At 68.4% G+C, this 12,036-nt stretch carries 11 protein-coding genes and 1 pseudogene; 5 read left to right on the top strand and 7 right to left on the bottom strand.

Annotated features, from left to right (window positions below):
• Position 1: 1 nt before the first annotated feature.
• The 4 genes from HPC46_RS18920 to HPC46_RS18905 all read right to left on the bottom strand — a co-directional run bounded on the left by HPC46_RS18920 (position 2) and on the right by HPC46_RS18905 (position 3,567).
• Complete coding sequence (locus tag HPC46_RS18920) at positions 2–1,150, bottom strand: glycosyltransferase family 4 protein (RefSeq protein ID WP_179472664.1); 1,149 nt, start codon at positions 1,148–1,150, stop codon at positions 2–4.
• Positions 1,151–1,162: 12 nt separating this feature from the next.
• Complete coding sequence (locus HPC46_RS18915; protein WP_407665527.1) at positions 1,163–1,951, bottom strand: hypothetical protein; 789 nt, start codon at positions 1,949–1,951, stop codon at positions 1,163–1,165.
• A gap of 52 nt (positions 1,952–2,003) precedes the next feature.
• Positions 2,004–3,179, bottom strand: coding sequence for a peptidoglycan hydrolase RipC (ripC, locus tag HPC46_RS18910; protein WP_179472662.1), 1,176 nt, complete (start codon positions 3,177–3,179; stop codon positions 2,004–2,006).
• 166 nt (positions 3,180–3,345) lie between these two features.
• Positions 3,346–3,567 carry a hypothetical protein gene (locus HPC46_RS18905; RefSeq protein ID WP_179472660.1) on the bottom strand — a complete coding sequence of 74 codons (222 nt, stop codon included), beginning with the start codon at positions 3,565–3,567 and terminating at the stop codon, positions 3,346–3,348.
• Between the two features lie 135 nt (positions 3,568–3,702).
• On the opposite strand from HPC46_RS18905, the pseudogene HPC46_RS18900 reads away from it, so the two are divergent.
• Positions 3,703–5,505 (top strand): annotated as a pseudogene (locus HPC46_RS18900) (DEDD exonuclease domain-containing protein); the annotation flags it as partial.
• On the opposite strand, the gene trpD reads toward HPC46_RS18900, so the two are convergent.
• Complete coding sequence (trpD, locus tag HPC46_RS35050; RefSeq protein ID WP_233716500.1) at positions 5,443–6,546, bottom strand: anthranilate phosphoribosyltransferase; 1,104 nt, start codon at positions 6,544–6,546, stop codon at positions 5,443–5,445. The pseudogene HPC46_RS18900 and the gene trpD sit on opposite strands and share 63 nt — an antisense overlap.
• Positions 6,547–6,637: 91 nt before the next feature.
• Between trpD and ctaE the strand changes: the two genes are divergently transcribed.
• From ctaE to qcrB, 4 genes are read left to right on the top strand one after another with little or no spacing between them, the layout of a single operon-like run.
• On the top strand, positions 6,638–7,249 hold the full coding sequence (ctaE, locus tag HPC46_RS18895) for an aa3-type cytochrome oxidase subunit III (protein ID WP_179472656.1): 612 nt from the start codon (positions 6,638–6,640) through the stop codon (positions 7,247–7,249).
• Positions 7,246–8,103 (top strand): cytochrome bc1 complex diheme cytochrome c subunit, encoded by an 858-nt coding sequence (qcrC, locus tag HPC46_RS18890; protein ID WP_179472653.1) that lies wholly within the window; start codon positions 7,246–7,248, stop codon positions 8,101–8,103. The genes ctaE and qcrC overlap by 4 nt, the downstream gene beginning before the upstream one ends.
• Positions 8,100–9,254 carry a cytochrome bc1 complex Rieske iron-sulfur subunit gene (gene qcrA, locus HPC46_RS18885; protein WP_179472651.1) on the top strand — a complete coding sequence of 385 codons (1,155 nt, stop codon included), beginning with the start codon at positions 8,100–8,102 and terminating at the stop codon, positions 9,252–9,254. Before qcrC ends, qcrA begins: the two co-directional genes overlap by 4 nt.
• Positions 9,251–10,930: a cytochrome bc1 complex cytochrome b subunit gene (gene qcrB / locus HPC46_RS18880; RefSeq protein WP_179472649.1), complete on the top strand. Its 1,680-nt coding sequence runs from the start codon at positions 9,251–9,253 to the stop codon at positions 10,928–10,930. The genes qcrA and qcrB overlap by 4 nt, the downstream gene beginning before the upstream one ends.
• Positions 10,931–10,987: 57 nt before the next feature.
• On the opposite strand, the gene HPC46_RS18875 is transcribed toward qcrB, so the two are convergent.
• Entirely contained in the window at positions 10,988–11,677 is a 690-nt protein-coding gene (locus HPC46_RS18875; protein ID WP_179472647.1) for a DUF2561 family protein, read from the bottom strand.
• The coding region (locus tag HPC46_RS18870; RefSeq protein ID WP_218894375.1) for an MmpS family transport accessory protein at positions 11,677–12,036 on the bottom strand (360 nt) is incomplete at its 5' end. The genes HPC46_RS18870 and HPC46_RS18875, both read right to left, overlap by 1 nt.

The raw sequence follows: 12,036 nt of genomic DNA, 5'->3' as shown, positions 1-12,036 counted from the left end.
GTCACACGGTGTGATCGGCCGCACGCAGGAGTTCGGAAAGCCTCGCCGTGTGGGCCGACCAGCTCCAGTCCGTCTGCACCCACCGTCGGCCCGCCTCTCCCATCCGCGCGGCCAGCTTCGAGTCGGCAAGGATGCCCGAGACCGCGTCGGCGATCTGCTCGACCGAACGCCCGTCGACGACCCGTCCGGTCTCGCCATCGACGACCGCCTCGGGGGCGCCGCCCGAGTCACCGGCGACCACCGGCACCCCGGTGGCCGACGCCTCCAGGAACACGATCCCGAGACCTTCCACGTCGAGGCCGGAACCCCTTGTGCGACAAGGCATCGCAAAGACGTCGGCCATCGCGTAGTGGCCCGGCAATTCGGCGCCGGGAACCGCCCCGGTGAACACGACGTTGTCTTTGACCCCGACGGTGTCGGCCAGCTTGTGCAGGTCCTCGGCATAGGGGCCACCGCCGACGATCACCAGGACCGCATCGTCGATTCGGCGGCGGATCTCCGGCAGCGCTTTGATGAGCATGTCCTGTCCCTTGCGCGGCACCAGCCGGGACAGGCAGAGGACCGTCGGCCGCTCGCCAAGGCCATGGCGGGCGCGCAGTTCAGCCCTGGCCACGGGGTCCGGCCGGAACCGGTCGGAGTCGACGCCGGGCGGCAGGTGTTCCAGCGCAGCCGCCGGGCCGAACGCGGAGGCGATCCGGCCCCGGGTGTAGTGGCTGACGTAGGTCACGACGTCGGCGTCGGTGCCGATGCGCCGAAGCGCCGAGCGGGCGACCGGCAACATCGACCAGCCCACCTCGTGGCCGTGGGTGCTGGCCAGCACCCGGCGCGCACCGGCACCGCGGGCCCGGTTGGCCAGCAGCGCCAGCGGAGCGGCAGCGCCGAACCACACCGTCTCGATGCCGTGCTCGGCGATCAGGGCGCGCATCCGGCGGTCCACCCCCGGCTCGGGCAGCATCAGCGTGCCGGGGTGGCGCACGATGCGATATCCGGCGGCGCGGTCGTACGCAAGGGCACCCTTCCACTTCGGGGCGTAGACGGTGAGCTGGTGTTCGCCGGTAGCGGCGAGCCGGTTGACGAACTGTTCGAGATAGGACTGGATGCCGCCACGGCGGGGCGGAAAGTCATTGGTGACCAGCAGGATCCGCGTCATCGCTTACCTACGCTAGCCGGTCAGCCAGCGCGCCCAGCGGGCGCGTAGCGCGGCGGTGTCGGTGCCGAGTGCGCGCTGCACCGCGGTCGCGAAGTCGCCGTGTCCGGGCCCGCAGGCGTCGATGTAGAGCCGGCGCAGCGCCTCGACACCGTAGGTGTCGGCGACGAACCGGGCGAACCACCAGGCGCGGTCGTAGCCGCGTTCGCGCTGCGGCCCGGCCACGTCGAGGTCGGCGTCGTCGGGCAGCGCGGTGTTCGCCGCGGCATCCGGAGGCGGTGGCTGCGGTGGTCGCGCAACGAAATCGGCCACCCCCTCGACCAGCCAACGCGGCGCGTCGAGGGCGGTGTCGGCGCGGGCGGCGAGGTGAAACAACTCATGGGTCAACACGATTCGCAGCGACACCTCGCTCATGTCGGCCGCGCCGGGGGCGAAAACCATGCGCTGTCCGCTGGCGTGATGGTGTTCGAAGTCGACGCTGTCGGCGACCGATACCGCGGCGATGTCCTGCCATTGTCCGTTCGGCGCGAGGCCGGCCTGCTCGACGAACTGTGCTTGCGAGTCGGTGGCGATCACGACGATCTCGCGGTCCCAGTCGGTGCCCCAGAACTTTTCGACGGCACCGACGGCGTCACCGATCTCCCCGGCGATCCGGGTGAGCAGCCCGTCGGTGCGGCTGCCGCCCAGGCTGATCAGCCGCACGGTACGGCCGTCGCCGACCACCAGGGGGGCCGGCGCGGGAATCGCGGCGGGCCGTTGCAACGGCGGAGCGGCCGACGGCGTCGCGATCAGGGCCGACGCCACGAGCAGTTGGGCGACCAACGCGACGGTGAGGGCAGCCCGCCACCGCGGCCGGTCAGTAGCGGCGGACGTTGTAGATCGGGGCGTTGTTCACCGGGGAGATCATCACCGGCCGGCCGAACGTCGAGGCGTGCACCATCATCCCGTCGCCGATGTAGATCGCCGAGTGCGAGGCGTCGGAGTAGTAGTTGACGACGTCACCGGGCTGCATCTGGTCCATCGAGACCGGCTGGCCACCGTGGGCGAGGGCCTGGCTGGAGTGCGGAAGGAAGATGCCGGCCTGTTGGAAGGCCCACATGACCAGGCCGGAACAGTCGAACTGGTTGGGACCCGAGCCACCCCAGACGTAGGGGTCGCCGATCCGGGTGAGCGCGGCCTGCACGGCTACGGCACCCTGATCGCTACCAGGACCGGGGACCGCGGCCATCGGGATGACCTGGGCGGCGTCCGGCGGCGGCGGCGCATCCGGCGGCGGCATACCCGGGGGCAGCGCATCCGGCGGCGGCGCATCGACCAGCGGCGGCAGTCCTTCGGGCGCCGGCGCGGCGAGGATGTCCGCGGGCGGAGGCGGTCCGGGGGCGGCCAGCGCGGTGCGCTGATCCGGGGTCAGGGTCTGGTAGCGCGACTTCACCGCCGCGATCTGGATCTGCAGCTGAGACTGCTTGCGTTGCAGGTCGGCGCGCACTGCCGCCGCCTGCTCGGCGGCCGTCTTGGCGTCAGCTGCCGACTTCGCCGAGGCGGCCTCGGCCTGGCGAAGTTCGTCGTTGGCCCGGCGGTAGCTCTCCATCTGGGCGGACATCTCGGTGGCCATCGCGCGCTGAACGGTCAACTTGTCGATCAGGCCCTGCGGCGACTCGGCGGTCAGGATGGCGCTGAGGCCATCCGTGCTGCCACCCATGTAGACCGCGACAGCAAATTTGTCGACCTTCTGCTGGTAGGTCGCCAGCTGGGCTTTGGCCACATCCGCCGCGGCGAGGTCATCGGTGTGCTTCTTCTCCGCAACGCTCTCGGCCTGCAGCTTCGCGTCGAGATCGAGCTGAGCGGAATGCATCGACTCGGTGAGCTGTTCTGCCTGTCGTGACAGTTCATTCAGCTTGGCCAGACCGTCTTCGGCGGGGTCGGCGTGCACCGATCCGGAGATAACGCCGGAGAACACGATGAGCCCCGCGATACCACCTACTAGAGGGCGTTTGAAAACGCGTTTAGCCAGGTACCTGCGGTCAAAGCTCAAAATTGCGTTCCTTTAAGTGCCGTCGATGTTTGTGCATCGAGTGCCTTAGGTCTCGATCAGGTTACGAAATGGCATCGGCGTTGTCCAACCAGGGAGCCACTTCTCAAGAGACTCTCAGCCTCATCGGCCACACCGGCCACAACCTGCCAACCAACCTATCAGGCCACTAGCTCGCCAGCCCGGAACCCCCGCGGCGGTGGATCGGCACCAGCTTCAAGCGCGGCGCCAGACCGGCTTCTGCCAGCACTTCCAGCGCTGCCCGCTCGTCCTCCAGCAAAGTCTCGGGCACGCCGAGCAGCACGCTCACCACGCAATCGCGGCAGCCCGGCCCGCGTACCGCACAGTCGTCGCAGTCGATGACGACCGGTTCGGTCGAGTCTGTTCCCATCGCGGGACTCCCTTTCCTCGTGTTGGCCGCACGCTAACGCCGGCCACCGACAAGTCCCGCCGGCTGGCAACCCGGTTCACCCGCGCCGGAGTGGCACCACATCTGTGTCGGTGGGGCTGCCTACCGTGACTTGCTGTGGCGAGTTCACCGACTGACGTGCAGCTGAGCTTCGCCGACGTCGACCCGGCCGCCGATATCTCGCTGCGGGAAACCACCTTCGTGGTCGTCGACCTGGAGACCACCGGCGGGCGTGCCACCGCCTCGGCCGACGGCTCACGCGACGCGATCACCGAGATCGGCGCCGTGAAGGTCCGCGGCGGCGAGGTGCTCGGCGAATTCGCCACCCTGGTAGACCCGCAACGGTCCATCCCGCCGCAGATCGTCCAGCTGACCGGGATCACCACCGCGATGGTGCACGATGCACCCACCATCGCCGCGGTGCTGCCGATGTTCCTCGAATTCGCCCGCGGCGCCGTGCTCGTCGCGCACAACGCCGGCTTCGACATCGGCTTCCTGCGCTCTGCCGCCGAACAGTGCGGCATCTCCTGGCCGCGCCCGCCGGTGCTGTGCACGGTGAAGCTGGCCCGTCGGGTGCTCACCCGCGAGGAGGCGCCCAGCGTGCGGCTGGCCACGCTGGCCGCACTCGTCGGCTCCGCCACCCAGCCGACCCACCGGGCCCTGGACGACGCCCGCGCCACCGTCGACGTGCTGCACGCCCTGATCGAGCGGGTCGGCAATCAGGGCGTGCACACCTACACCGACCTGCGTGGGTACCTGCCCAACATCGCCAATGCCCAACGCGCCAAACGGGTTCTGGCCCGTAACCTGCCGCACCGGCCCGGGGTGTACCTGTTTCGCGGGCCGACCGGCGAGGTGCTCTACATCGGCACCGCCACCGATCTGCACCGCCGGGTCGGCCAGTACTTCACCGGCGCCGACCCGCGCGGGCGGATGAAGGAGATGGTCGGCCTGGCCACCAAGGTCGACCACGTCGAATGTGCGCACCCGCTGGAGGCGGGGGTGCGCGAACTGCGACTGCTGGCCGCCCACGCCCCGCCGTACAACCGCCGCTCGCGCTTCCCACACCGCTGGTGGTGGGTGGTGCTGACCGACGAGGCGTTCCCCCGGCTCTCGATCGTCCGCGAGCCGCGCCACGACCGTGCGATCGGCCCGTTCCGGTCGCGGGCCGACGCCGCCGACACCGCCGACCTGGTGGCCCGGTTCACCGGGGTCCGCACCTGCACGGCCCGCATCGGGCGCGGCGCCGAGCACGGCCCGGCCTGCCCCGAACGCGAGGTGTCCCCCTGTCCGGCACCGCGCGGCATCGCCGCGCCCGCCTACGCGGACGCCCCGCGGCGGGCGGCCGCACTGATCGCCGGACTGGACAACAGTGCGCTCGGCGCGGCCGTCGAGCAGGTGAGTGAGCTGGCCGGACGCGCCCGCTATGAAAGCGCGGCGCGGCTGCGCGATCACATCGCCGCAGCCGTCGACGTGCTGTGGCGCGGTCAGCGCCTGGGGGCGCTGGCCGCGCTCGAGGAGCTGGTGGCCGCCGCGCCGGACGGCGCGGGCGGCTGGCAACTCGCGGTCGTGAGACACGGACAGCTCGCGGCAGCCGGCGTCGCACCCCGTCGCGTCCCGCCGATGCCCGTCGTCGAAGCCCTGCAGGCGTGCGCGCAAACGATCCTGCCCAGACCTGCGCCGCTGGGCGGGGCGCTCGTCGAGGAGACTTCCCTGATCGCCCGCTGGCTGGCCGCACCAGGGGTTCGAATAGTCTCGGCCACAACAGGTTTGGCCTCACCACTGCGGTCAGCGGGCTACTGGGCGCAGTGGTCTGCGAGTGCCCGATCCGCTCGACTCGCGGCCGAACAGCTCAGCTCAGAGTCCTTGCGTGAACCGCACCCATCGCGCCAGGAGTTGCTCGGCCGCCCCGGAGTCGATCGCCTCGGCGGCACGGGCCAGGCCGTCCTCCCAGCACGGCAACCATTCGGCGTGGCTGGATAGTCCGCCGTGGGCGACCAGCGCCCCGGCCGCGTTGAGAATCACTGCGTCCCGCACGGGTCCCTGCGCGCCGCCCAGCACCTCGCGCGCCGACTGGGCGTTCTCCTGCGCCTCCCCGCCGACCAATTCCTCGATGCGGGCCCGCGCGAAACCGAATCCCAGCGGATCGAAGGTGAGTTTGTCGATGGTGCCGGCCTGCACCCGCCAGATGGTGCTGGTGGTCGTGGTGGTCAGCTCGTCGAGACCGTCGTCGCCGTGCACCACGAGCACACTGCAGCGCCGCGCGGCGAACACCCCGGCCATCACCTCGGCCAGATCGCCGAACGCGCAGCCGATCAATCCCGCGCGGGGACTTGCTGGATTGGTCAGCGGCCCAAGCAGATTGAATACCGTCGGCGTGCCGATCTCGCGGCGCGGCGGCCCGGCGAACTTGTAGGACGGGTGGAATACCGGCGCGAAGCAGAACCCGATACCGACCTCTTGCACACTGCGGGCCACCTCGTCGGGACCCAGGTCGATACGCACGCCGAGCGCCTCGAGCATGTCGGCCCCGCCGCTTTTCGACGAGGCCGCGCGGTTGCCGTGCTTGACCACCGGCACGCCCGCTGCGGCGACGACGATCGCCGCCATCGTCGAGAGGTTGACGGTGTTGGCTTTGTCGCCCCCGGTTCCGACGATGTCGACGGTGTCAGTGCCGATGACATCGGTGGGCACCATGCGCGCGTAGTGCAGCATCGTGTCGGCCAACTCACGCACTTCCGCCGGCGTTGGACGCTTCATCTTCATCGACACGCCGAAAGCGGCGATCTGAGCGGGCGTCGCGACCCCGGTCATGATCTGGTTCATCGCCCAACTCGCCTGCCCCGGGATGAGTTCGAGGCTGGCCGTCAACCGGTCCAGGACCTGCGGCCATGACGAATTCGGCGCCTCGGCGCCGGGGACGGAATCAGGGTGAGTCACGCGCCGATATTCCCATGCCATACGGGAACTCCACAGCCCGGTCAGCCGACAGTTCTGACTAATTCGCCCCCTGGCTGTACCTCAACAACTACAAAGCGTCATACTTCTTCATGTGACGAGCGCTGTTGGCACCTCGGGAACTGCGATCACATCGCGCGTACATTCGCTGAACCGGCCGAACATGGTCAGTGTTGGCACCATCGTGTGGCTTTCCAGTGAACTGATGTTCTTTGCTGGACTGTTCGCGATGTACTTCACTGCCCGTGCTCAGTCCGGTGGGGCATGGCCGCCGCCGCCGACCGAACTGAACCTGTATCAGGCGGTTCCGGTGACGCTGGTGCTGATCGCGTCGTCGTTCACCTGCCAGATGGGTGTGTTCGCGGCCGAGCGCGGTGACGTCTACGGCCTGCGCCGCTGGTATGTGATCACGTTCCTGATGGGTCTGTTCTTCGTCGGCGGCCAGGCCTACGAGTACTTCCACCTGGTCACCCACGGCACGACCATCCCGGGCAGCGCCTACGGCAGCGTGTTCTACCTCGCCACCGGCTTCCACGGCCTGCACGTCATCGGCGGTCTGGTCGCCTTCATTCTTCTTCTGCTGCGCACAGCGATGAGCAAGTTCACGCCTGCCCAGGCGACTGCGGCCATCGTCGTGTCCTACTACTGGCACTTCGTCGACATCGTGTGGATCGCCCTGTTCGCGACGATCTACTTCATCCGATGAGAAGGGGTTCGATGCTCAAGAGATCGGCGCGGGTGAAGGAACCGATCAGCGACAAGTCGCGTCGTCGGCTTCGTCGCCGCCTGACCGGAGCGGTGCTGCTGCTGGTCGGCCTCGGTGTCGCCGGCGGACTTGCCGCCACGCTGACGCCCACACCGCAGGTCGCGGTGGCCGACGAATCGCAGTCGGCCCTGCTGCGCACCGGTAAGCAGCTGTTCGACACCTCGTGTATCAGCTGCCACGGCGCCAATCTCCAGGGCGTACAGGGCCGCGGCCCCAGCCTGGTCGGCGTCGGAGAGGCCGCGGTGTACTTCCAGGTCTCCACCGGCCGCATGCCCGCGATGCGCGGTGAAGCCCAGGCCCCGCGCAAGGACCCGATCTTCGACGAGGCCCAGATCGACGCGCTCGGCGCCTACGTCCAGGCCAACGGCGGTGGCCCGCTCGTTCCGCGGGACGCCAACGGTCAGGTCGCCGACCACTCGCTGCTCGGCAACGACGTCGCCCGCGGCGGCGACCTGTTCCGGCTCAACTGCGCCTCATGCCACAACTTCACCGGCAAGGGCGGCGCACTGTCGTCGGGCAAGTACGCCCCCGACCTCGAGCCGGCCACCCCCGCGCAGATCTATACCGCCATGCTGACCGGTCCGCAGAACATGCCCAAGTTCGGTGACCGCCAGCTCTCACCCGAGGAGAAGCGGGACATCATCGCCTACGTGCGCATGGCCACCCGCGCGCCGGATCCCGGCGGCTACGGCCTCGGCGGTTTCGGACCCTCGTCCGAAGGTATGGCGATCTGGATAATCGGCATGGTCGCCTGCATTGCGGCGGCGCTGTGGATCGGAGCGAGATCATCATGAGTGACGTGAATCGGCCGAGCGACGAACAGCTCGCTGCGATGTCACGCGAAGAGCTCCTCGAGCTCGGCGGCAAGCTCGACGGCGTCGACATCATCCTCAAGGAGCCGCGCTGGCCGGTCGAGGGCACCAAGGCCGAGAAGCGTGCCGAGCGTCTGGTGGCGATCTGGCTGCTGTTGGGTGGCCTGTTCGGCCTGGCGCTGCTGCTGGTGTTCATCTTCTGGCCGTGGCAGTGGGACGGCTCCAACGGGTTCTCGCTGTCCGAGTACGCCACTCCGCTCTACGGGCTGACGTTCGGTATGTCGATCCTGGCGATCGGCATCGGTGCGGTGCTCTACCAGAAGAAGTTCATCCCCGAAGAGATCACCGTCCAGGACCGCCACGACGGACGTTCCCCGGAGATCGAACGCAAGACCGTGGTGGCCAACCTCACCGATGCGCTGGAAGGCTCGACGATCAAGCGGCGCAAGCTCGTTGGGCTGTCGCTGGGGCTCGGGCTCGGGGCGTTCGGCGCGGGCACGCTGGTGGCGTTCATCGGCGGCTTGATCAAGAACCCGTGGAAGCCGGTGGTTCCGACCGCCGAGGGCAAGAAGGCCGTCCTGTGGACGTCGGGCTGGACCCCGCGGTTCACCGGCGAGACCATCTTCCTGGCCCGGGCAACCGGACTTCCGGGACAGTCGCCGTTCGTCAAGCTGCGGCCCGAGGACATCGACGCCGGCGGCATGGAGACGGTGTTCCCGTGGCGTGAGAGCGACGGCGACGGCACCACCGTCGAGAGCCACCATCGGCTGGGCGAAATCGCGATGGGCGTGCGTAATCCGGTGATGCTGATCCGCATCAAGCCGGTCGACATGGGCAAGGTGGTCAAGCGCGCCGGCCAGGAGAGCTTCAACTTCGGCGATCTGTTCGCCTACACGAAGGTCTGCTCGCACCTGGGCTGCCCGGCCTCGCTGTACGAGCAGCAGACCTACCGCATTCTGTGCCCGTGCCACCAATCGCAGTTCGACGCACTGCATTTCGCACGGCCGATCTTCGGTCCGGCTGCGCGCGCGTTGGCGCAGCTGCCGATCACCATCAATGAGGACGGGTATCTGGTCGCCAACGGCGACTTCGCCGAACCCGTCGGACCCGCATTCTGGGAGCGCACATCATGAGTCCGAAACTCGCCGATGTCATGGCCGCACAGGGCGACGCGATCGATTCTCGCTACCACCCGTCGGCGGCGGTGCGACGGGGCATCCTGAACAAGGTCTTCCCCACGCACTGGTCGTTCCTGCTGGGCGAGATCGCCTTGTACAGCTTCATCGTCCTGCTGCTCACCGGCGTGTACCTCTCGCTGTTCTTCGACCCGTCGATGGCCGAAGTCACGTATCAGGGTGTCTACCAACCCCTTCGGGGCATCGAGATGTCCAAGGCGTACGCGTCGACCCTCGACATCAGCTTCGAGGTCCGCGGCGGCCTGTTCGTGCGGCAGGTCCACCACTGGGCCGCCTTGCTGTTCGCCGCGGCGATCATGGTCCACCTGGCGCGCATCTTCTTCACCGGCGCGTTCCGCCGGCCCCGCGAAGCCAACTGGGTGATCGGTTCGCTGCTGCTGATCCTGGCCATGTTCGAGGGCTACTTCGGCTACTCGCTGCCGGACGACCTGCTCTCAGGTATCGGCCTGCGCGCCGCGCTGTCGTCGATCACGATGAGCGTGCCGATCGTCGGAACCTGGATGCACTGGGCACTTTTCGGTGGCGACTTCCCCTGCGGCGGGGTCGGCTACCAGTGCAGCGCGGTCGGCACCATGCTCCCCCGGATGTACGCCCTGCACATCCTGCTGATCCCGGGAATCATCTTGGCGCTCATCGGTGCTCACATGGCGCTGGTGTGGTTCCAGAAGCACACCCAGTTCCCCGGCCCCGGCCGCACCGAGAAGAACGTCGTCGGCGTGCGCGTCATGCCGGTGTTCGCGGTGAAGTCCGGTGCGTTCTTCGCGATGACCACCGGCATCCTCGGCCTGATGGGCGGTCTGCTGCAGATCAACCCGATCTGGCAGCTCGGCCCCTACAAGCCGTCGCAGGTGTCGGCCGGTAGCCAGCCCGACTTCTACATGATGTGGACGGAAGGCCTGGCCCGTATCTTCCCGCCATGGGAGCTCTACTTCTGGCACCACACGATCCCTGCCGCGTTCTGGGTCGCGATATCCATGGGAATCGTGTTCGGGTTGCTGATCGCCTATCCGTTCCTGGAGAAGAAGTTCACCGGGGACAACGCGCACCACAACCTGTTGCAGCGCCCGCGGGACGCTCCGACCCGCACCGCGATCGGCGCAATGGCCATCTCGTTGTACATGGTGTGGACGCTGTGTGCGATGAACGACGTCATCGCGTGGAAGTTCCACATCTCGCTCAACGCGACGACGTGGATCGGCCGGATCGCGTCCCTGGTGCTGCCCCCGCTGGTGTTCTTCATCGCCTACCGGTGGGCGGTCGGCCTGCAGCGCAGCGACCGCGACGTGCTCGAGCACGGTATCGAGACGGGAATCATCAAGCGGCTGCCGCACGGTGCCTACATCGAGATCCACCAGCCGCTGGGCCCGGTCGACGACCACGGCCACCCGATCCCGCTGGAATACGCCGGCGCGGCGCTGCCCAAGCGGATGAACAAGCTGGGTTCCGGCGGCAAGACCGGTCACGGCAGCTTCCTCACCGCAGACCCGCCGGCCGAGGATGCCGCGCTCAACGAGGCAGCTCACGCCTCCGAGCACCGTGCGCTCACCGCTCTGCGCGAATGGCAGGACGCCGAGCACGGCAATGGCAACGGAAGCGGCAACGGCCAGCACTAGGCATCACGAAAGAACCCCCGGGCCGGAACGGCTCGGGGGTTCTTTCGATGAGGCAGTCTAGGCGGGCACAGCCTCTTCCACCGCGCCGTGCAGCTGGCGCAGATAGGTCACCGGGACGGCCGGCATGGCGATGGTGATGACGGCGGACAGGCCCAGCGCGACCCAGGCGGCGGTGTCGTTGTCCACCGCCAGCAGATAGGTCGCAGTCGAGACCCCGACCAGCGCCAGGCCGATCGCACCGATGAGCATCACGGTGCAGCGCAGCCAGAGCCGGTCCAGCTCGGTGGCCGGGATCAGCGGATCAGCCCGCCGCGACGCCGACGACTGGGCGAAATCGGGCTGATAGCGCTCGTACGGGTCCACCGTCGAGCCGAACACCTTCAGCTTCTCCGTGGGCGCCTCAGTGCCGCGCACAGGGGCCACGGGCGGCGCAGCGGGGCGTTCCGACGCCTTGGCCGGCTCAGGCGGACTCAGCCGGGCATCGGCCAGGGCGGTACGCCGCGCCCGGATCAGCAGCGGGATCGCGCCGACGATGATCAGCGCTGATACCGCGATGATGCTGTACAGCAGCCACGGGGTGCGTGAGCCGTCGTTACCCGCGGTGTGGCCCCGGCTCATGTCGACCAACGCGACGATCGCGATCACCGTCACGGCCAGCAGCACCAGCCAGATCGCACCGCACACGCCGACCAGCAGCCGATCCACCGTCTCCGGTGATCGCCGGTCCTCTTCGTCGATAGTCGTCATCAGCAGCTCGTCTGCGCGGCGTTGTTCTGATTGGACGACAAAACCACTCCGTCGCTGGTCGTGATCGAGCAGTTCAGCCTGCTGACCAGGAACAGGCTGGACGCCTGCACCGAGCCGACATCGGACTGCGAGATCGGTGTCACCGTCAGCGACCACGGGATGTAGACGTTGCGCTGCGTGCGCTGCCGGCCGGAGGCGTCCACGTAGGTCACCGAGATGATGTCACCGGGAGCCTTGGTGCCGGTGATCGAATAGGTCACCTGACGCGGCCCGGCCGGGGTGGTCGTTGTGGTCGTCGGGGGCGGTGGTGCCGTCGTAGTGGTCACGGGTGGTGGTGCCTCCGTCGTTGCTGGCGGGGG

The organism is Mycolicibacterium vinylchloridicum, assembly GCF_013404075.1.
GTDB classification, from domain to species: domain Bacteria; phylum Actinomycetota; class Actinomycetes; order Mycobacteriales; family Mycobacteriaceae; genus Mycobacterium; species Mycobacterium vinylchloridicum.
This window is presented reverse-complemented; position numbering and strand designations above follow the sequence as displayed.